The 21297-nt window shown below is 59.2% G+C and carries 20 protein-coding genes and 1 pseudogene; 11 read left to right on the forward strand and 10 right to left on the reverse strand.

The window, feature by feature from the left end; all coding sequences use genetic code 11:
- Nucleotides 1-175: 175 nt before the first annotated feature.
- The 4 genes from BLS87_RS23830 to BLS87_RS23845 form a co-directional block, all read right to left on the reverse strand.
- Nucleotides 176-1261 (reverse strand): alcohol dehydrogenase catalytic domain-containing protein, encoded by a 1086-nt coding sequence (locus BLS87_RS23830; RefSeq protein WP_074756313.1) that lies wholly within the window; start codon nt 1259-1261, stop codon nt 176-178.
- A 147-nt stretch (nt 1262-1408) separates the two neighbouring features.
- A complete protein-coding gene (locus tag BLS87_RS23835) occupies nt 1409-2368 on the reverse strand; it encodes an ABC transporter permease (RefSeq protein WP_074756315.1) in 960 nt (319 codons plus the stop codon).
- 4 nt (nt 2369-2372) lie between these two features.
- Nucleotides 2373-3884, reverse strand: coding sequence for a sugar ABC transporter ATP-binding protein (locus BLS87_RS23840; RefSeq protein ID WP_074756317.1), 1512 nt, complete (start codon nt 3882-3884; stop codon nt 2373-2375).
- A 92-nt stretch (nt 3885-3976) separates the two neighbouring features.
- Nucleotides 3977-4924, reverse strand: a complete 948-nt coding sequence (locus BLS87_RS23845) for a substrate-binding domain-containing protein (protein WP_074756319.1) — start codon at nt 4922-4924, stop codon at nt 3977-3979.
- A 199-nt stretch (nt 4925-5123) separates the two neighbouring features.
- Here BLS87_RS23845 and vapB point away from each other — a divergent pair, with 199 nt between their 5' ends.
- The 10 genes from vapB (at nt 5124) to BLS87_RS23895 (ending at nt 13586) form a co-directional block, all read left to right on the forward strand.
- On the forward strand, nt 5124-5354 hold the full coding sequence (vapB, locus tag BLS87_RS23850; RefSeq protein ID WP_074756321.1) for a type II toxin-antitoxin system VapB family antitoxin: 231 nt from the start codon (nt 5124-5126) through the stop codon (nt 5352-5354).
- Nucleotides 5354-5758 carry a type II toxin-antitoxin system tRNA(fMet)-specific endonuclease VapC gene (vapC, locus tag BLS87_RS23855; protein WP_074756323.1) on the forward strand — a complete coding sequence of 135 codons (405 nt, stop codon included), beginning with the start codon at nt 5354-5356 and terminating at the stop codon, nt 5756-5758. The genes vapB and vapC overlap by 1 nt, the downstream gene beginning before the upstream one ends.
- Before the next feature lie 220 nt (nt 5759-5978).
- On the forward strand, nt 5979-6803 hold the full coding sequence (locus tag BLS87_RS23860; protein ID WP_074756325.1) for an NAD-dependent epimerase/dehydratase family protein: 825 nt from the start codon (nt 5979-5981) through the stop codon (nt 6801-6803).
- A gap of 67 nt (nt 6804-6870) precedes the next feature.
- A complete protein-coding gene (locus BLS87_RS23865) occupies nt 6871-7758 on the forward strand; it encodes an SMP-30/gluconolactonase/LRE family protein (RefSeq protein WP_074756327.1) in 888 nt (295 codons plus the stop codon).
- A 281-nt stretch (nt 7759-8039) separates the two neighbouring features.
- Nucleotides 8040-8801, forward strand: coding sequence for a hypothetical protein (locus BLS87_RS23870; RefSeq protein WP_074756329.1), 762 nt, complete (start codon nt 8040-8042; stop codon nt 8799-8801).
- A 189-nt stretch (nt 8802-8990) separates the two neighbouring features.
- Complete coding sequence (locus BLS87_RS23875; RefSeq protein ID WP_074756331.1) at nt 8991-9902, forward strand: TauD/TfdA dioxygenase family protein; 912 nt, start codon at nt 8991-8993, stop codon at nt 9900-9902.
- A gap of 36 nt (nt 9903-9938) precedes the next feature.
- Nucleotides 9939-11057, forward strand: coding sequence for an ABC transporter substrate-binding protein (locus tag BLS87_RS23880; RefSeq protein WP_074756333.1), 1119 nt, complete (start codon nt 9939-9941; stop codon nt 11055-11057).
- 4 nt (nt 11058-11061) lie between these two features.
- Nucleotides 11062-11973 (forward strand): ABC transporter permease, encoded by a 912-nt coding sequence (locus BLS87_RS23885; RefSeq protein ID WP_074756335.1) that lies wholly within the window; start codon nt 11062-11064, stop codon nt 11971-11973.
- 5 nt (nt 11974-11978) lie between these two features.
- Nucleotides 11979-12758 (forward strand): ABC transporter permease, encoded by a 780-nt coding sequence (locus BLS87_RS23890; protein WP_425262250.1) that lies wholly within the window; start codon nt 11979-11981, stop codon nt 12756-12758.
- Nucleotides 12759-12791: 33 nt separating this feature from the next.
- Nucleotides 12792-13586, forward strand: coding sequence for an ABC transporter ATP-binding protein (locus tag BLS87_RS23895; protein WP_074756339.1), 795 nt, complete (start codon nt 12792-12794; stop codon nt 13584-13586).
- 142 nt (nt 13587-13728) lie between these two features.
- Here BLS87_RS23895 and BLS87_RS23900 read toward each other — a convergent pair whose 3' ends face one another.
- Both BLS87_RS23900 and BLS87_RS23905 read right to left on the reverse strand, forming a co-directional pair.
- A complete protein-coding gene (locus tag BLS87_RS23900) occupies nt 13729-14688 on the reverse strand; it encodes a sensor domain-containing diguanylate cyclase (protein ID WP_074756341.1) in 960 nt (319 codons plus the stop codon).
- Nucleotides 14689-14691: 3 nt separating this feature from the next.
- A complete protein-coding gene (locus BLS87_RS23905) occupies nt 14692-15690 on the reverse strand; it encodes a response regulator (protein WP_074756343.1) in 999 nt (332 codons plus the stop codon).
- Between the two features lie 424 nt (nt 15691-16114).
- Between BLS87_RS23905 and BLS87_RS23910 the strand changes: the two genes are divergently transcribed.
- Nucleotides 16115-16702: a hypothetical protein gene (locus BLS87_RS23910; protein WP_074756345.1), complete on the forward strand. Its 588-nt coding sequence runs from the start codon at nt 16115-16117 to the stop codon at nt 16700-16702.
- 196 nt (nt 16703-16898) lie between these two features.
- Here the strand turns inward: BLS87_RS23910 and BLS87_RS23915 are convergent, their stop codons facing one another.
- The 4 genes and pseudogenes from BLS87_RS23915 to BLS87_RS35355 all read right to left on the reverse strand — a co-directional run.
- Nucleotides 16899-17264, reverse strand: a complete 366-nt coding sequence (locus tag BLS87_RS23915) for a response regulator transcription factor (protein ID WP_074756347.1) — start codon at nt 17262-17264, stop codon at nt 16899-16901.
- 168 nt (nt 17265-17432) lie between these two features.
- A complete protein-coding gene (locus BLS87_RS23920) occupies nt 17433-19457 on the reverse strand; it encodes a putative bifunctional diguanylate cyclase/phosphodiesterase (RefSeq protein WP_074756349.1) in 2025 nt (674 codons plus the stop codon).
- A gap of 6 nt (nt 19458-19463) precedes the next feature.
- Nucleotides 19464-20336, reverse strand: coding sequence for a methyl-accepting chemotaxis protein (locus tag BLS87_RS35350; RefSeq protein ID WP_425262251.1), 873 nt, complete (start codon nt 20334-20336; stop codon nt 19464-19466).
- Nucleotides 20322-21272: pseudogene (locus BLS87_RS35355) on the reverse strand (MCP four helix bundle domain-containing protein); the annotation flags it as partial. The gene BLS87_RS35350 and the pseudogene BLS87_RS35355, both read right to left, overlap by 15 nt.
- Nucleotides 21273-21297 lie beyond the last annotated feature (25 nt).

Genomic DNA, 21297 nt, shown 5'->3' on the forward strand with positions numbered 1-21297 from the left:
ACCGCTACAGACCTTACATGCCGCCTTCTGTAGGAGCGTGGCTTGTCCCGCGATCGGCGACGGAGTCGTCGTGAATCCAATAAACGCGGTATACCAGGAAGACCGCATTTTCAGGCATTACGACGACTCCGTCGCCGGTCGCGGGACAAGCCGCGCTCCTACAGAGGCCGGTGCATCAACTCACCGGCTTGAGCAGCACCTTGATCGACTTGGTCGAATCCGCCAGGGCAAACGCTTCGGCATAGTCGTCCAGGCCAAAGTCGTGGGTAACGATGCCTTCGGAGGTCACCAGGCCGCGTTCGAACAGGTCAATGGCGATCGGGTAGCAATACGGCCCCAAATGGGCGCCGCGCACGTCCAGTTCCTTGCGGTCGCCGATGATCGACCAGTCGGCGCTGGTTTCAGCCCCGAACACACTGAACTCGACGAAACGACCCAGCTTGCGGATCAGGTCCAGCCCTTGCGTCACGCCGACCGGGACACCCGTGGTTTCGATGTACACGTCGCAACCGTAGCCATCGGTCAGGCCGTTGATGATCTCTTTCGCGTTGTCGCGGCTCGGGTTGATCACCACGTCAGCGCCAAATTTCTTCGCCAGTTCCAGGCGCTCGTCGACCATGTCGATGACCACCAGTTTCTTCGGCGTCTTCAGGGCCGCCACCTGCACCATGCACAGGCCCAGCGTGCCGGCACCGGCAATCACCAGCACGTCATCGAGCTGCACGTCGCCACGGTTGACGGTGTGAATCGAGCAGGCCATCGGCTCGATCAGCGCGGAGTCTTCCAGCGATACCGATTCGGGGATCTTGTGCACGATGGCGGTTTTCGGGATGCGCATGTACTGCGCCATGCCGCCCTCGGCGACGTCCTTCTGGAACCCGAAGATGTTGTGCACTTCGCACATCCAGTACTTGCCGGATTTGCAGAATTTGCACTTCTCGCACGGCACGATCTGCTCGGCGATGACCTTGTCACCCACTTTCACGCCAAAGTGCTCTTCAGCGCCCTCGCCCACCGAATCCACATAACCGAAAAACTCGTGACCCGGCACGACCGGCGCCTTGACCCACGGGCTTTCGCCGCCCCAGAACATCGCGGCGCCCGAATGGCATTTGCAGTCACTGGCGCAGATGCCGCACGCGCCGATGCGAATGACCAACTCGTTGATACGCGCAACCGGCTTGGTGATCTGCTCCAGACGGTAGTCTTTCGGGGCATGACAGACGACGGCCTGCATGGTGGTTTTTGTGTTGTTTTCCATGTCGGTTTACCTGTTGGTTTTTTTGATTTCACTGGCAAATGAAAATCGCGAACGGTAGGAGCCGGCTCCTACGGCCTTCGGCCAGAAGCCGATCATCATGACCCGCCAGAACGGCGCGCCCCTGCTTGGCGATATCAACTCGCTGGTTTATTTATGCCGCTGCCGACTGATGAAAATCGCCAGCAAAATGATTCCGCCTTTGATCACGCTCTGCACGTAAGGCGATACGCCGAGCATGTTCAACCCGTTGTTCAACACGCCCAGCAGCATGGCACCGACCAGGGTGCCGATGATCACGCCACGACCACCGGCAATCGACGCGCCGCCGAGGACCACGGCCGCAATCGCGTCCAGTTCGAAACCGACGCCGGCGTTCGGCTGCCCGCTCATCAATCGCGAGGACAGCACCAGCCCGGCAATCGCCGCCGTCAGGCCGCTGATCGAATACACCAGCAGCTTGAAGCGCGAAGCGCGCACGCCGGACAGACGCACCGCTTCTTCGTTGCCACCGATGGCGTAGACGTAGCGACCGATGCGCGTGTGTTGCAGCAGCACCCAGGCGAAGAAGTACGTCAGGAGCATGATCAGGATCGGCACTTGAATGCCGAACAGCGTGCCGCGACCGAACCAGGCGAACCAGTCAGGCATGCCCGAAATCGGGTACCCGTCGGTGTACATCAGCCCAAGGCCCCGCGCGATGCCCATGGTCGCCAGCGTGACGATGATCGGCGGCATTTTCAGGTAGGCGACGAAGATCCCGTTGCCGACGCCAAAGCCCACGCCAATCAGCAAACCGATGAGGATCGCAATCGGCGCCGGAACGCCTGCGACCATCAGTCCGGTGGTCAAGGTGCCGGAGAGCGCCATCACCGGCCCGACCGACAAATCGATACCGCCGGTGAGGATCACGCAGGTCATGCCGACGGCGATGATGGCGTTGATCGAAACCTGCCGCGCGATATTTTCCAGGTTCGCGCCGGTCAGGAACTTGTCGCTGGCGAAGATCATGAAGACGGTCACCACGACCAGTCCCACGAACGGATAGAACGCCGGCGAGCGGATCAATCGGGCGAAGTTGAGCTTCATCCGGCTGGGTTGCGCGGTCATGGATTTAATGGAGGTGTTCACTGTTCAGACTCCCGGTGGCATGGCGCATCACTTCTTGCGGATTGATGTCGCTTGCCTGCAGCACGTTGACGATGGCGCCCTTGTTGAAGACGGCTACGCGGTCGCACATGCCGATGATTTCCGGCAGTTCCGAAGAGATCATGATGATCGCGAAGCCTTGTTCGGTGAGTTTGCGCATCAGGTTGTAGATTTCCGCCTTGGCGCCGACGTCGATGCCTCGGGTCGGTTCGTCGAAGATCAGAATGTCGCAGTGGTGGTTGATCCAGCGCGCGATGACGACTTTCTGCTGGTTGCCGCCGCTGAGGTTCAACACCCTGCTTTCGCACGTCGGCGCCTTGATCGACAGCTGCTTCATGAGCGCGGCGGTGGTGGTGTCTTCCTTGTGCCGATCGAGCAGATGGGCCGCCCCTTCGTACTTGCCCAGGTTGTTCAGCGAAATGTTCTCGCGAATGCTGAAGTCGACGATCAGGCCTTCGCTCTTGCGGCTTTCCGGCAGCAGACCGATGCCGTTGGCCAATGCATGCGCCGGGTCGCTGAGGTTGACCGACTGGCCGCGCAACAGCACATCCTTGCTGACCACCGGCAGCGCGCCGATGACGCCCAGTGCCAGCTCGGTGCGCCCGGAACCGACCAGCCCGGCAAACCCGAGAATTTCGCCCTTGTGCAGATTGAAGCTGTTGTGCGGGCCGTTACGGGTCAGCTGAATATCGCGCACCTGCAGCACGACCTCGCCCCGGGCTTGCGTCGGTTTGGGCGGAAAACTTGCCTCCAGACGGCGCCCGACCATCATCTCGACCAGCGTGTCGATGTCGCTGTCGGCCACGGTCAACGCCCCTACGTTGGCACCATCGCGCAGCACGCTGATGCGGTCGCAGACCTGAAAGATCTCCTCAAGGTGATGAGAAATGAAGATCACCGCCACGCCCTGGCTTTTCAGCTCGCGCATGATGCCAAACAGCAGCTCGGCCTCCGAAGGCGTTAACGTCGCAGTGGGTTCGTCGAGGATCAACAGGCGTGCTTCGAGGGCCAGCGCCTTGGCGATTTCGACGAATTGCTGCTCGGCCACGCTCAAGTGCTCCACAGAACAATCGAGATTGATCTTCACGCCCAGACGGTCGAACAGGCCGATGGCCTTTTCGCGCATGTCATGTTTGCGCAGCAGCCCGAAGCCATTGACGAGCTCGTGGCCGAGGAAAATATTCTCCACGGCATTGAGATAAGGGATCAGGCTGAATTCCTGAAAGACGATGCCGATGCCGGCAGCGATGGCCTCGTTGTAGGTCGCGAAATGCTGCTCCGCGCCATCGATGCGAATGCTGCCCTGATCCTGATGTTCGACCCCGGCGAGGATCTTCATCAGCGTGGACTTACCCGCGCCGTTTTCGCCAAGCAAGGCATGGATTTCACCGCGCTCGACCGAAAGGTTGATCGACTTGAGCGCGTGCACGCCGGGATAGCTTTTACAGATGTTTTCCAATTGCAGAAGGCAGCTCATACGCACCTCATCGCAGCACGGCTCTCTGTCCCAGCAGAGCCTCAACCCGTGTCGCTCGCCAGACAGACGTCAGGCGAGCGACAACGCACTCATCACCAGGTAAAGGTTTTTGCCTTGGCCTGATCGACCAGCAGGATGTCGACCGGGATGGTCGCCGGGACTTGCGAGCCCCACTTCTTGGCGAGCGCCAGGCCCAACGCCAGACGCACCTGATCGCGAGGGTATTGAGCGGAGGTGGCGATGAACTTGCTGTTTGGCTTCTGGATTTCCTTCACGGCTTCCGGGGCACCGTCGACGCTGGTCAGCTTGACGTCCATGCCGCTGGATTCGATGGCCGCGAGCGCACCGAGCGACCCATTGTCATTGACGCTGAACAGACCTTTCAGGTTGGGCTGCGCCTGGAGCATGTTCTCCGTCACAGTGAGCGCCTGATCACGTTCCTGTTTGCCGTTCTGAATGCTGACGATCTTGATGTCAGGGTGCTTGGCCAATGCATCTTTGCAGCCACGCACGCGCTCAAGAATCGGCACCACAGCAATGCCGTCGAGGATGCCGACATCGCCTTTGCCGCCGATGCTCTTGGCCAGATATTCACAGGCCTGAACGCCCGCGTCGTAGTTCTTGGAGCCTACGAAAGAGTCGAGCGGGCCGTTGGCCTGAGCGTCGACCGCGACCACCACAACGCCTTTGTCATGCACCTGCTTCACAGCGGACTGCACGCCCACCGAGTCAGTCGGGTTGATGATCAGAATGTCGATGCCCTTTTGCAGCATGTCCTCGATGTCGCTGATCTGCTTGGAGACGTCATGACGCGCGTCGGTCACCAGCAAGGTCGCCCCGATGCTGCCCGTGGCGTCCTGAAGGGCATCCTTCATGGTGACGAAGTAGGGGTTGTTGATTTCCTGAAACGAGGCACCGATTTTCAGCGGACCGGCTTTGGCAGCATCGGCAGCTTGAACGGTGAAAGAACCGGCGCACGCTACAGCCACAGCGAGCGAACAAAAAACGGCGGAGAAGCCCTTCTTGAGGCGAATTGTCATAGCGAAAAATCCCGTTGTTTTTATTGTTAAAGCGGAAATGTCATCGTTAACATTTTCGAAATTAGCAGAGAAAGATGGGGTTCGCAACCGCCGTGGGTCGTAGAGACAGACAGGCAGCTTTTGTATATCCCATTGACATATACCTTGGCGCCTCTAAGCTTGCATATCCTCACGGGATATCCCAATGGAGTAAAAAATCATGGAGCAATCCACACTGTTCAAAAGCAATCGAAGCCAGGCCGTACGGCTGCCTAAAGCTGTTGCGCTCCCCGACGACGTCAAGCGTGTCGATGTGATCGCTATCGGCAGAACCCGGATCATTACCCCGGCGGGAGAATCCTGGGACAGCTGGTTCGACGGCGAGAGCGTCAGCGCAGACTTTATGGATGATCGGGAACAACCTGCAGACCAGACGCGCGAGTCGTTTTAATGCTCAGATACATGCTTGATACAAACATTTGTATTTTTACGATCAAGAACAAGCCGACGCATGTGCGGGAGGCATTCAACCGTCATCACGGACAGCTCTGCATCAGCACGATAACGCTGATGGAGCTGATCTACGGTGCTGAAAAGTCTGCCGCACCCGAGAGGAACCTCTCGGTGGTTGAAGGGTTTGCAGCTCGCCTCGACGTCCTGCCCTATGATGCAGACGCCGCCGCTCATACAGGGATGATCAGAGCCGAACTCAGCCGTGCCGGCACCCCGATCGGCTCGTATGACCAAATGATCGCCGGGCATGCTCGATCGCGGGGGCTGGTGGTCGTCACAAATAACGTCAAGGAGTTCGAGCGGGTCCAGGGGCTGAGACTGGAGGACTGGCTTCAGAGCTGAGTGACGGCGCGTCTTCAAACTTCGCAAGTCATCACTGGCAACCTCCGCGAAGCCGCCCATAAGTCGTCGATGCCCCTCACGCCTGAAAATGCGTGGTCAAGCTGACCGGGCACATTCCACCGCGTTGACAAACTTTGTAACGGCTGTTGATAATCCCTCGATATGTCATACGACAACCGATGACACTAATAACAACAACTTTCGATCAGGGCTTCTCACGATGACTCAATCTTCTGCCCAGGCTCCTCTCAATCGCATTCTGCTGACAGGTGCCGCTGGCGGGCTTGGCAAAGTGCTGCGCGAGAGCCTTCGCCCGTTTGCCAAGGTGCTGCGCCTTTCCGACATTGCCGAGATGGCCCCCGCCGCCGGTCCTCATGAAGAAGTTCAGGTCTGCGACCTCGCTGACAAGCAGGCCGTTCATGACCTCGTCGAAGGCGTGGACGCCATCGTGCATTTCGGTGGCGTGTCGGTTGAGCGCTCGTTCGAGGAAATCCTCGGTCCGAACATCTGCGGCATTTTCCACATTTACGAAGCGGCACGTCGTCATGGCGTGAAGCGGGTGATCTTCGCCAGCTCAAACCATGTGATCGGTTTCTATCGCCAGGACGAAACCATCGATGCCAGCGTCGTGCGCCGTCCGGACAGTTACTACGGCCTGTCGAAGTCCTACGGTGAGGACATGGCCAGCTTCTATTTCGATCGCTACGGCATCGAAACAGTGAGCATCCGTATCGGCTCCTCGTTCCCGGAAGCGCAGAACCGCCGCATGCTCAGCAGCTGGTTGAGCTACGACGATCTCACTCAATTGATCCAACGCGGCCTGTTCACGCCCAACGTCGGTCACACCGTGGTGTACGGCGCATCGGACAACGCAACCGTCTGGTGGGACAACCGTCTGGCCAACCATCTGGGCTATGCGCCCAAAGACAGCTCCGAGCAGTTCCGCGCCAAGGTCGAAACCCAGCCGATGCCAGCGGCAGACGACCCGGCGATGGTCTATCAAGGCGGCGCGTTTGTCGCTTCAGGGCCTTTTGGCGACGAGTAAGTCGTTGCACTGAAAGGGTCGTCCACACAGGCGACCTTCCTGAACTCACCACCAAGGAATGAACGTCATGCAGGCTGAGCTGATCCTCGATGCCCGTAACGCCACGGGTGAATGCCCGGTCTGGAATGCACGGGAACAGGCGCTGTACTGGGTGGACATCCCGGCGCGACGCCTTCACCGGTGGAGCCCGCAAGACGGCACAACCTCGAGCTGGGAAGCGCCGCAGATGCTGGCATGCGTGGCGAGTTGCGGCGATGGCAGCTGGCTGGCCGGCATGGAAGACGGCCTGTACCGCGTTCGCCCTCAGGAGGATGGCACGCTGGCGACGACGTTGCTGATCGACGTCACCCACCCTCGCCCCACCATGCGCTTCAACGACGGCCGTTGCGACCGTCAGGGTCGGTTCTGGGCGGGCACGATGTTCATGGACATGGGCGAAGCGTCTGTCGTGGGTTCGCTGTACCGCTACGAAGGCGGCCAGATCGCGCCGCTCAAGGCTCACGTCACCGACATGATCGTGCCCAACGGCCTCGGCTTCAGCCCCGACGGCACGACCATGTACCTCTCGGACTCGCATCCGTCCGTGCAGAAAATCTGGGCATTCGATTACGACATCGACACCGGCACGCCACACCATCGTCGCCTCTTCGTCGACATGAATCAGTACCCGGGCCGACCGGACGGCGCTGCCGTCGATGCCGATGGCTGCTACTGGATCTGCGGCAACGACGAAGGCATGATTCATCGCTTCACGCCTGAGGGAAAACTCGACCGCTCGCTGGCCGTGCCGGTGAAGAAACCTTCGATGTGCGCGTTTGGCGGACGGAATCTGGAGACGCTTTTCGTGACCTCGATTCGTCCTGGCGGCGACCTCAGCGATCAGCCGTTGGCAGGTGGTGTGTTCGCTTTGCAGCCCGGGGTCAGGGGGCTCGAAGAACCCTTGTTCAAAGCCTGAGCCGAATCGATCAGGCTGAAGTTCGGAAATAGAAAGTGACACAAAGCCTTAACACTTTCTCAACGCCGTAGAACGGCCATTGTGCGGCGATCTGTTTCAAAAGCGGACACAAAATCCGTTATTTCGGTGAAAAAATACATATTTTGAAATATTTATTCCGAGCGAATAGATAAAGCTGTGCTAGCTGCTAGGCTGTCGATTCGCCCGGCTGAAACGGTACATCTCAGGCAGTGGTCCGAGGGCTCTAAACGTTCCAGAGACCACGTCATGAGGTTACCCCGATGCCCTACTCGACTTTTTCAGAGGCTCAGGTAAGGAGCCTGATCAAGGCCATCGACAGTGACGGATACGCTGTCTTGCCGGACTGGGCCAGTCCGGCGCAACTCAAGGACCTCCAGGGTCTGGTCACCCAGGCAGTGGCCGCCGCTGGCAACGATTATGTCGCCCTCTCTGGCCGTCAGGCCGTCAAAGGCACGCCACTTCACGATTGGGGCGGCTCACGGGACTTCATTGACCTCTGCCGCCGCATCACGGAAGGCGCCACGGGCGAACGCTCAAGCGACACGACCCTCACCCAGACCCTTCGCTGCCTGACCGGCGACGGGGGTCGCAAGGAGTCGCTGATCTTCCACTATGACTCGTTTGTGCTCACCACCATCATGCCGGTCTGCATGCCTGAGGGCGGCGAACGGGGCGATCTGCTGATGCTGCCCAACCGCCGCCCCCTCAGACGCAGCTATGCGCGCAACCTGATGGACAAGCTGCTGGTGGACAACACGTGGGTGCAGCGCTACCTGAAAAAGAGGTTCGCCAACCACGGCGAGACGTTCACGCGCATCGCGATGCAACCTGGGCACCTGTACTTGTTCTGGGGCTATCGTTCGCTGCACACCAACCTGCCCGTGGCTGAAAACGCACTGCGCGCCACGGCGGTGTTTCACTACCACAACGTGCACGGCAGCAGCTCGCTGGCGAGCAGGCTGAGGAAATCACTGGCGACCGTGAAAGGTCAGCCCGCGCATGAGGATGTGCCTCAGACCTGACCCTTGAGCCTGTGTAAAGGAGCCAGGTCGGACGAAACCATTTTTGGAAATATCCTTATGAAATACGGTTATCTTCATAAATAACCCGCATAAACTCTCCTTCTATATTTATGACAAAAGGTGATTAGCGAAGAGCTGATTTATATCTTTATGATCTGAGCCACAACAACCTAAACAGGCATTCAGGACATGGCGATTCAGATCAAACCCGTAGCAGGAAGAATCGGTGCCGAGTTGAGCGGCATCACACTTTCAGGTGATATCTCCGAGCAAGACTTCGACTTCATCCATCAAGCGTTGCTGAAACACAAGGTGCTGTTCTTCCGCGAACAATTCCTCAGCGACGAACAGCACGAAAGTTTCTCTCGCCGGTTCGGCGATCAGGTCCCACACCCCACCGTCCGCTCGGCAGAACAAAGCAGCGCGATCCTGCACCTGGACGCCAAGGAAACCCGCGCCAACTCCTGGCACACCGACGTCACGTTCGTCGCCAACTACCCGATGATCTCCATCCTGCGCGGCGTGGTGATTCCACCCTACGGTGGCGACACCGTCTGGGCCAACACCGCCTCCGCTTACGCCGACCTGCCGCCCCCTTTGAAACTACTGGCCGACAGCCTGCGCGCGCTGCACACCAACCTTTACGACTATGCCGCCCCAAGGGACACCGGCGATGCTGGCGTGAAGCGCTACCGCGAGCAGTTCACCGCCGAGGTCTATGAGACCGAACATCCGCTGGTGCGCGTGCACCCGGAAACCGGCGAACGCAGCCTGTTGCTCGGGCACTTCGTGAAGCAGATTCAAGGCGTCAGCAGCAACGACTCCAGCCAGTTGATCCGCCTGTTCCACGACCGCATCACCCACCTGGACAACACCGTGCGCTGGCGCTGGAACGAGGGCGACGTGGTGATCTGGGATAACCGCGCCACGCAACACATCGCGATCAATGACTACGGCAATGCCGAGCGTGTCGTGCGTCGCACCACGGTGGCGGGCGACATCCCTGTCGGCGTCGACGGCCGTACCAGCCAGGCCATCAAACCCACACCTGAAACCCTCTCGCCAAAGACAGAAGCCGACAAGAAACACCTGGCTGCCTGATCGATCGTCATTCAACTTTTTAAGGAAGAAACCGTCATGGCAAAGGCCAAGCGAACATCTGTATTCAGCAAAAAAAGCGTAGCTACCGCACTGGCGGCGCTGCTGATGATGCCCTTGGCCGAGGCCGACGTGTTGCGCATCGGCGTGGCCAGCGCAGGGGGCGGCGATCCTGTCACGTTCAGTGGCTCGTCGCTGGGCATCGTGCGCAATCAACGGCTTCTGGAAAAAGCCTTCGAGGGCACCGGCACCGAGATCCAGTGGTTCTTCTTCAAGGGCGCCGGGCCTGCGGTCAACGAAGCGCTGTCCAACCAGCAACTCGACTTCGCCTACGAAGGCGATCTGCCGCAAGTGGTCGGCCGCGCCAATGGCCTGGACACCAAGCTGCTGGCGGCCATCGGCGTTCGGTCCAACGTGTATCTGGCGGTGCCCAAAGGCTCCGACATCAAGTCCGTCGAAGACCTCAAGGGCAAGAAAGTCGCGGTGTTCCGCGGCACCAACGCCCACCTGGTGTCGATCAATCTGCTGGCGGATCACGGCCTGACCGAGCGGGATTTGAAGGTCATCAATCTGGACAGCGGCAGCAGCCAGGCGGCCCTGGCGTCCAAGGGCGTCGATGCTGCATTCGGCGGTCGTGAGCTGTTCAAGCTGCGCGATCAGGGCCTGATTGACATCCTCTTCGACAACCCGAAAAACGAGGTGCGCTACACCCGCCAATGCGCCTTGGTCGTACGTGGCGCCTACGAAAAAGAACACCCGGACAACGTACAAAAAGTCGTCGATACGCTGGTCGACGCGGCCAAGTGGGAGTCCGAGGAAAGCAACCGTGATGCCGTGCTCAATGAATGGGCCAAGACCAACGAGCCGGTGGCATCGCTGAAGGCTGACTTCGGCCACCTGGCATTGCGCGACAGTGCGTCGCCGCTGGTGGACGACTTCCTGCGCTCGCGGTATCAGGCGGTCGCCGACCAGGCTAAGGACGAAAAGATGATTCGTCGTCCGGTCGGCATCGATGGCTGGTTCGAGACCAAATACCTGGGGAACGCACTGAAGTCCAAAGGGCTTGAGCACTACTGGACGGCTTACGGCGCGGACGGCAAGCAGGCCGCCAACACGGCGACCGCGTCCTCGGATAAATCCGTCAATAACGGAGGCTGACCCCATGGCCAGAGCCACCGCTACAGCACTCGACCGATCGCAATCGCCTGCGAAGACCCTCGCGCCGGTCGAGCGCCTGCCTCACTTCCCGACCCGCCCCGCCCGACGGGAGTCGGTCAACGTTCGCCCTCGCTCGACATGGCAAGCACGCGCGCTCAACGGCGCCCTTCCCTGGCTGCTGCCGCTAGCGCTGCTCGGGCTCTGGTACGTGGGCACCGAGCGTGGCTGGCTGTCGGAACAAGTGCTTCCGCCGCCGGCGTACGTGTATCAGACGCTCGTCGATCTGATCAGTACGGGCGACCTGTGGCTCAACGCATCGGCGAGTCTGCAGCGCGTGCTGATCGGATTCCTGATCGGCTCGGGGCTTGGCGTGACCCTGGGTCTGGTGATGGGGTTGTCAAAAACCGTCGAGGATTACCTGCTCCCCACCTTCAACGCACTGGTGCAGATTCCGGTGTTGGGCTGGATGCCCTTCGCGCTGCTGCTGTTCGGCATCGGCGAGCCGCTGAAGTACGTATTGATCGCCCACGCCGCTTTAGTCCCGGTCACGCTGTGCACGCTGCAGGCCTTTCATCAGGTGCCCAAGCGTTTGCTGGAAGTCGGGCGGGCGTATGGGTTCAGTCAGCGCCAGATCGTCACCGACATTGTCCTGCCTTCCGCCGTCGCCCCGATCTTCACCGGACTGCGCCTGGGGTTCACAAAAGCCTGGCTGTCGCTGGTGGTGGTTGAGCTGCTGGCTTCCAGCGAAGGCCTTGGCTACCTGATCGCGTACGGGCGCCAGTTGTTCCAGCTCGACCTGGTGATGGCAGCTGTGGTCGTGGTTGGCACGGTCGGTTTGTTGATTGACCGAGGCTTCGAGCTCATCGAGCGTCGCCTCAACAAAGGCCGGGCGATGACGCCGGGGAGGCTCCTGTGAATTCATTGGCATCCACTCAAGCCCATCGCTCTACAGCCTATCGCGGCTGGGTTGTCCCGGTGGTGGGCGTCGCGGTCTGGTGGCTGGCGGCGAATCAGGGATGGAGCGATTCAGGCCTGCTGGTTTCGCCGCAAAAAGTCGCATTGACCGCCTGGGAGCAGGTGTCTTCCGGGCAGTTCTGGCGTGCGATTTCGTCGAGTCTGGCACGCAACCTCAGCGGCTTTTTCATCGGCACCACGCTCGGCCTGCTGCTCGGTTGCCTGTTGGGCTTCTCACGGCTGTTCGAACGCCTGGTCGGGCCCAGCTTCAATACCTTCAAACAGATCTCGTTATTCGCCTGGATTCCACTGATCTCGGTCTGGTTCGGCCTGGGCGATGTCGCCAAGGTGGTGTTCCTGTCGCTGGCGGCGCTGGTGCCGGTGGTGGTCAACACCTGCGATGGGCTGCGCAACGTCCCGCCCGCGTTTCTCGAGGTGGCGAAGGTGTACGGCTTCAGTCGCTGGCAAACCGTCGTCGGCGTGATGCTGCCGGCGGCGTTGCCTTCTATCTTCACCGGGATCTACCTGGCGCTGGTGTACTCGTGGCTCGCCACCATTGGCGCGGAATACCTGCTCGTCTCGGGCGATGGCATCGGCAACACGCTGATCGATGGCAGCGAACATTTCATGATGGACCTGGTGCTGTTCGGCATGGTCATCATCGGGCTGGTCGGCTGGGCGCTGAACGTCCTGGCCCGACGGCTTGAGCGACGCATGCAACGGCTCTACGGCATCACACCTCGCTAGATTTTCTTTCTCTGCTCATTCAGGACCTTTCCCATGACGGCCAGCCAAGCGCTTCATACTCCGACCCACCAAGGCAACGGTCTGCGCCTTGAAAACATCAGTAAACGGTTTTCCGCCGCCAGCACCGACACGCAACTGCACGTGCTGGACAACGTTCAACTGGACATCGCCCCCGGCGAATTCATCACCATCGTCGGCGCCAGCGGTTGCGGAAAGTCCACGCTGCTGCGGTTGATTCTGGGCCTGGATGAAGCCTTCGACGGGCGCATCCTGCTGGACGACAAGCCGATCAAAGGTACGGGGCTTGAACGCGGCATCGTGTTCCAGGATCACCGGTTGTTTCCCTGGCTCACCGTGGAGCAAAACGTCGCCGTGGGCCTGAAAAACGCACCGCTGACGCCCGCACAGAAACGCGAGACGGTGCGCGAGCATATTCACCTGGTCGGGCTGCAGGACTTCACCGACGCTTACCCGCATCAGATCTCAGGCGGCATGGCTCAGCGGGTGGCGATTGCCCGCGGCCTGGTGAACCGGCCCAGCGTGTTGCTGCTGGACGAACCCTTCGGCGCACTGGATGCACTGACCCGCACGCGCTTGCAGCGGGAACTGCAACACATCTGGCAGCAGGAAAAAATCACCATGGTCCACGTCACCCACGACGTCGACGAGGCGGTTTACCTCGGTGATCGCGTGGTGGTGATGCAGCCGCATCCGGGTCGTATTCGGCGCATCGTCGACATCAACCTGCCTCGCCCGCGCAACCGAAGCGATGCACGATTCATTGCCCTGCGCGATGACGTGCTGAGTGATTTTGCGGAAGTGTCCTAGGGCAGCAGACACCTTTCATTCACTGTGGGAGTGAGCATGCTCACGAAGAGGGCGGCACAACCGGCCTGATCAGCGGCTCAAACGACGCCTTTGTGAGCACGCTCACTCCCACAGATTCTGCATACGTCGGCAATACCGCCCTTCACCCCACCTCATGCAACGACACCTGATTGCGCCCGTTCTTCTTGGACGCATACAACGCCTGGTCCGCCCACTCGATCAAGGTTTTGTGCTCGCTCAACGGCGCGTTCAGATCGGCGACGCCCAGGCTGATGGTGCAGCGAATGATCTCGCCTTCGTGCATGATTTCCGAAGCCTCGATGGCCACGCGCAGCCGCTCGGCAAACATGCCGCCGCCATACTTGTCGGTGTCCGGTAACAGCACCGCGTACTCTTCTCCGCCATAGCGTCCGGCAATATCCGAATCGCGAATGTGCTCGCGGATCACATCGGCGACCCGTTGAATCACTTTGTCGCCGCACTGGTGACCGTAGGTGTCGTTGACGCGCTTGAAGTGATCGATGTCGAACATCACCAGCGCGGCCGAGGTGCCATAGCGAACATGCCGGGCGTACTCCAGGCGCAGGGCTTCTTCCCAATGACCTCGGTTGTGAAGCCCCGTCAGCCGATCCGTACTGGACAGCTTCTGCAGTTCGCGGTTGGCCGCCTGCAACTGCAAACGGTTGGTGGCGACGTCCGTCACGTCGTAGATCACCAGACACACATGGGTGACGTCGCCACTGGTCGCCCGCAGCGGAAACATGGTGGTGTTCTGGTACATGAAATCTTCTTGCCCTGTGATCGGCTGGTAGCTCTTGAAGCGCACCAGGTAGGGACGCTGCTCCCAGATAGTGAACGCCGGGGTGCCAAGGGTAATCACGCTGTCGATCTTCTTTTTCAGCCAGTCCTGGTTGACCTCGGGAAAAAGGTCGAAAAACGAGCGATTGGCCGCCTCGTACGGCAACACCCCGGAGCGGTTCTCCATGAACGTGTTCCACACCTGAACCTGATATTCCTGATCCAGCACCACCACGCCGACGTCGATGCTCTGGGTAATGGTCAGCAGCCAATGCAGCTCTTTGATGTCGATACGATCGTTCATGAATCAGCTCATCAGGTAGGCGAGTTTTCGCGACAGCCGCTCTACCGAGTCCTCGGTGAACAACATCAACAGGTCGAAATGAATGTTGTGCCCCTCCAGGCTGTAACTGATCTCCACGGCGAGGGTTTTCTTCCAGCGTTGCTGGTTGATCCGGATCAGCTCTTCGATCCCGCTGTGCGCGCCAAGCACTTGTGGATGGCCTTGCGAGAAGGCGATATCGAGCTGCTCGGCAATCCCGCTCAGACAGGCGCCAATGAGGATCGATGACAGGTCCAGGAGCATTTCCATGTCGGAGTAATCGCTGTCCCGGATTCTCATCAACTGCGCCATGTCGGCGATTTCGGAATCATGGAACAACAGCAACGCCTCGCCCGCGATGCCGCCGCCGATGTATCCCTGACACACCGCCGTCAGACGGTCGCTGCCTTGGGCGTCGGCTAAAGCCATGTGCAATTCGCCCACTTCCAGCATGTTGACGTTAGGGACCGGCAACTGCACAAAAACACCCAGCACCCGCGCCAGCAACGCAGCCGCACGACCCATGGCGACGTTGACGGTTTCACGGAACGCATCCTGAAAACTGATGGCGGTGCTTTCGACCCTGGGCGCCAACGCGACCGGTTGAGAAGGCTCGCCCAACAGGCCGAGCCGCTGCAGCGTCAGTTGCAGCTCAAGGGGATCGGCCGGTTTCTTGAGAAACGCCAATGCGCCCAGTTCAAGCGTGCGGCGCACCGCTTCTTCCTGAACGTCGCCAGAGACCACGATCACCTTGGCCTGCATGTTTTCCGCGCGCATGGCCGCCAACGCCTGATAACCGTCCATGTCCGGCATGGTCAGGTCGAGCAGCACCACATGGCCCAAACCCTGGCGAATGGCCTCCAGCCCCTCGTGTCCATTGGTCGCTGTCGTGACCGACACCCCCCAATCGGAAGGCAGCGCTCTTATCAACTGTTTGCGCGCCATATTGGAGTCGTCGCAAATCAGTAAGGGAATCATGGGCATTGCTCTCAATCTCACGGCAAAAGAGTTTCAGGCATCGCCCGGAATATCTGCACAGTTAGTTGCCTTGCAACTCAAAAGGAAAGTGGGTCGAATCTTCACTCATTAAGTGCTGGGCTGCGTGGTATGCAATATCCATGCTAAAGACTCTTCAGTGATCGTCAGACCACTTGAATGAACGCCAACGGTTTATTTTATGACGTCAATATTCCAGCTCCCCTCAACGTTGAGCAATCGCACAGGCCACATCGGCCATAACCCGTACTGCAAACTTAATTCTTTTTGATACTCAAGTATTAGTCGGCTGTACCCAGGTAGTAACCGAGTGTATTGACGTAGGAGTGAGCCTGCTCGCGATCTGCTTTATTGTTTCTGTCACCGCGATGATTCAGATCAATGCCCACTTCGGACGCGAGGACAGATCGTCATGAACAGCCATAAAAAAGTGCAGAACAGTCGCCCTCATCCCCTCGCCATGAGCCAATACAGTGCTTTCGCCGAACCGGGGATGTCCGAGCGCATCGCGTTGACTGAATTGCTGCAGGGGTACAGAACGACCACCCTGGAGCTGCGGCACTATGTGCGCAGCCTGGAGGCGAGGCTGCGTAACGTCAGCTTCGTAGACGTGCGACAGTTGTTTCACAGGATCGGCGACGCGTCCGAGCACTGTGCTTCGTTTCTGAGCGAGCGTATTCACGACCTTGGCGGACCTTACCGGCACAGCGCCCTGAACGAACCAGGCGCGGCACACGAGAACAGTGCGGACATGCTCAGTTTCGCCGGCTGTATTCATCAGATCGGCATCCGCACCAACACATTGGCAACATTTGCTTCTCAGACTAAAAGTTTCATGGACCAGGCCGTCATTAATGGGGATTACAACAGCCTGCATGTCATGACCGATTGCGTCTATCAAATAAGCCAGTTGATTGCGCTGATCCAGATTCATTTGCCGACCGAACCTTCAATGCCGGTAACCCCGCCCTCCCCGTCCTTGATGCGCCACTCGATATAGCGGCAGCCACCCTCAGGTTTTGGAACACAGTTGCGCCACACCGTGGCGCGATATTCCCCTGCGCGCATAATCGCGCGCTCAAAAATATAGCGTAATGCAACACCCTGAAAGTTCGGCGCTTTTTAAGAAGTTGGCGGACACTTTCATGCCGCACTCACCCGCCTGTGAATAGAATTAACCTGCTTGCAAGACCCCGTTAAACGAATGTCGATTCCAGACAATCGATCAGGCTTTGCGCCTGAAAGGGTTTACTCAAGAAGCATATTGCGCTGCCCGTCATCGCGCGCTTGCGCACGGACTCTTCAGGAAATGCGGTGATGAAGATGGTGGGGATCTGAATACCCTTTGCGGTCAGATGCTCGTGCAACTCGACGCCACTCATGGTGGGCATCTGCACATCAGTGATCAGGCAATCGGCGCTGCCGAATTCGACAGACGCCAGAAAGTCCTCGGCCGAGGGGAACACGCAGACGAGAAAACCCAGAGACCGAACGAGACTGTCGATGCTGGCGCGGACGGCGTTGTCATCATCGACCACGGCGATCATTGGAGGGCTGGACAAACGAGATACCTTTGATTGCAGACTTAACGCGATGCGCAAGTTTGCGCATCACAACAGCTCACACGTTACCGACCCAGCCGCAGCGCGAGAAGTATACAGGTGTATGACCGCGACGGACGGGGGGTTCCTGACCACTTCGACAACATTCCAGGCCGCTCATCCTGCTGTTCAAACCCACTGCTCAGCGGCAAACGAGGAGGCTATCCGGTCTTCCATGTAGACCGCAAAGTCGCTTGGCGAAACGGCTTTGGCGTAGTAGTAACCCTGGGCCTCGTCACACCCGCGCACGACCAGGGCATCGAGCAGGTCGAAGCTTTCCACGCCTTCGGCAATCACTTTCATGTCGAAGCTGTGTCCCAGCGTGATGACCGCCTGCACGATGGCCGCGTCCTGAGGATTACTCAGCATCCCCCGTACGAAGGACTGATCAATCTTCAGCTTGTCCACGGCCAAGCGTTTCAAATACGCCATGCTCGAATAGCCGGTGCCGAAATCGTCGATGGACATGCGCACACCCAACGCCTTAAGCCCTTGAATCGTCTCAAGGACCCCCTCGGAATCCTCGATCAGGATCGACTCCGTCAATTCCAGCTCCAGCAGATGAGGTTTGAGTCCACTTTCATGAAGCGACCTCCTGACCTCATTCACCAGGTCGCCCTGACGAAACTGCACCGCCGAACAATTCATCGCAACACTCAGCTCGCCAAACCCCGCCGTCTGCCACGCCACGGCCTGATGACAGACCTTGCTCAGCAGCCAGCGACTGATCGGAAGAATCAGCCCGCTGGATTCGGCGACCGGGACAAACTCGCCGGGCGCAATCGAACCCAGGCCCGGGTGCGACCAACGCAGCAACGCCTCAGCGCCGATGACTGTCCCAGTGCCCAGATCGATTTGTGGCTGATAAAAAACCTGCAATTCGTTCTGCTCGAACGCCTGGCGTAACTCGGTCTGAACGTACAAAAACCGCAATTCACGCTCGCCCATCGCGGCTTCGTAGAACACCCAGGTATTGCGACCGTTGCGCTTGGCCTGGGTCAGTGCGGTGTCCGCCGCCTTGAGCAGGGAGCCAAAATCGTGACCGTGAGCGGGATGGACGGCAATGCCGACCGAGGCACTGATCGACAAGGTGTACCCGGCCTGTTCGAGTGGCTGCTGCATGACCTGCAGGATGTGCTCGACTCGCTGCGCCAATCGCACCCGATCGTCGTCATCGACAAGCACCAGAAACTCATCGCCACTCAGCCGTGCGACCGTATCTACCAGAGGCTTCACTGCCGCCAGACGCTGTGCCAGACGCTGAAGGATCGTATCGCCCGCGACATGCCCCAAGGAGTCGTTGATGGTCTTGAAGTTATCCACATCGAAATACAAAAGCGTGAGGCGCTGACCCCGACCACACTGGTTGATCGCCTGGTTGACGCGCTCAAGCAGGTAACGCCGGTTGGGCAGGCCTGTCAGTTCGTCGTGAAACGCGCTGTCACGCAACTCGTCCAGGATCTGCTGACGCCGAATTCGGTTAGCCTGCAGGCGCAACGTAAGACCAATGATCAGTAGGTAAAGCACACTGCACACCGCCGATGATGCAATGACCGTGTATTTCCAGCTCAGGAGGTAATCCTCCGCCGCCAGACCGATCACCAGCACAAGCGGGAATTCGCCGACTTTTTTGAAGCCGTACAGCCGCTTGACCCCGTCGACTCGGGAACGGGAGATCAGCGTCCCTTCTTGAATGCCTTCGCTCAGTCGCCGATCGATCGCATCGGGCGGGTAGGAAGCCATGTGATTGTCGACCTTGGGTACCCGCAATACGACTTGCGGGCTTTCCGTACGGCGCAGTGTGATAACGCCATGCGCTCCCACATCCACCTGCCTGAATATGTCCTGGAGCTTTTCCAGCGACTGACCGGTTGCAATACCGTGCAGCGCAGCGTGGGTATCACGAAAGCTGCTGCTCAGACGCGCTTCCAGTACAAGGCTCAGATTGCTGACATCCGAGCGGGCCTGACGCTGGGCCTGCTGATACAGCAAACCCAGCAGTACTCCCAGCAAAGCGACGATGGCCAGCGCCATCCCGAGCCATAGCCATACCTGAAGCTTGACCACGGGAGGCGCGACGACCTCTCGCCCCGTGTCAGGGGTCAGCAGACACGTGATGCGATCGCCCCCATCGCTCAATGCTTGCTCAGTCATGTCGCCTCACCATGCGAACCGCGCAACCATGCCGTTGAGATCAACCGCCAGACGTGACAAATCAGTGCTGGCCGAGCGGGTTTGACTGGCACCGGCAGCGGACTGAGTCGACAGATCGCGAATCGTAACCAGACTGCGATCAACCTCACGGGCAACCTGAGCCTGCTGCTCGGTTGCACTGGCGATCAACAGGTTGCGCTCGTTGATCTTCGAGACTGCCAAGGTAATCTGCGTCAACGCGGTGCCTGCCGAGCGAGCGCGCTCGAGGGTGCGGCCTGCTTTATCGGCGCTGCTTTGCAATGCGGCAACCGTGGCGCCGGTGCCTGACTGAATACTTTCAATCATCGTGGCGATTTCCAGCGTCGACGCTTGAGTACGCTTGGCAAGCGAGCGAACCTCGTCCGCGACGACCGCGAAGCCGCGTCCGGCATCACCCGCCCGAGCTGCCTCGATGGCCGCATTGAGCGCCAGCAGATTGGTCTGATCGGAAATACTGTGAATCACGCTTAACACCGTGCTGATGTCGTCGGCAAAACGCGATAAATGATCGGCCTGCTGGGCAGCCTCCACCACTTCCTGAACCAACCCCTGAATCAACACGATCGTTTCGCCGACCTGTTCCTGGCCCCTCTGCGATTCGTGATCGGACGCCTGCGACAATTGGGAGGTGCTCACCGCATTGCTGGCGACTTCGTCAACCGCAGAGCTCATCTGCGTCACAGCCTCGGCAGCCTGTTCGATCTGCTCACATTGATGCTGCAACCCCTGGGTGCTGTGCCCCATGACCACACTCATTTCCTCGGCGGCGGCCGCCAGTTGTTTTGCCGAGTCACCGATGCCTTCGATCGTCGAGCGCAGGCTTGTCTGCATCTCGCGCATGGCTTCAAGCAACGCGGCAGGCTCGTCTGCGCCCTGATCGTCAATCGCGCCACCGAGTTCGCCCCGGGCAATGGTTTGCGCTACAGACAACGCCTGACGCACCGGACCGACAATGCTGCGAGTCAACAACCAGGCCAGCGCGACGGTGACCACGACGGAGAGCGTCAGCACCACCCCGATAATCAGCTGCATCCGGGAGTACAACGCATGGGTTTCCTGAGCGGCCGCACCTGCACCGGCTTCGTTGAGTGCGGACAATTGATCCATGGACCGTGTCAGGTCTGTGCCAACGCTGGCAAGCGTGGCATTCAGACGTTCCATCTCCTCGTCATCGGAAAGGCCGTTGCGGATCAGGGAAATCACGTTATCCAGCGTTGGCATATACCGGTCGAGCGAGATCTTGAGTGAGTCCAGCAGCGCCACTTCCTCGGGACCGCCCTGCCGATTGCGATACTCCGCCAGATACCGCTCCAGATCCCCCCGGGCCCGGTTAATCAAGGCCTCACTTTTCTCGCGCACCTGCGGATCGCTGGAGGCGCGCAGGCGCTGTCCCTCCAAGCGAATGGTGTGGATGCTCAGTGAAAGCTTTTGCACTGAAATGATCCCCGGCATCCAGACATCGTTGATCCGGTTGGTGGCCCGGTCCAGCGTTGCCGTCTGCGTCAGGCTGAACAAGCCGACGAACAAGACGATCAGTGTGATGAGTCCAAACCCTATCGCCGCACGGGTTCCAATGCTGACTGCCCTGAGAAGCATGTTGTTATTTCCCCTTACGCACAGCCCTAGTGGCGGGCGCGACGAACTGATGGAGCCTGAGCAGAATTGGCTGTCAGGATCGAAAGGGGAAACTAACACCGGCAGGAAGTGATGCCGATTAGCTATCAGGTTGCTGCCGTCATACTTGAGTATGAGCGACATATGATGGGGACCGGGCATGGCGGCTCAAGCTCAGGCAGCACCT

The sequence above is a fragment of the Pseudomonas abietaniphila genome (assembly GCF_900100795.1).
Taxonomy (GTDB): Bacteria; Pseudomonadota; Gammaproteobacteria; order Pseudomonadales; family Pseudomonadaceae; genus Aquipseudomonas; species Aquipseudomonas abietaniphila.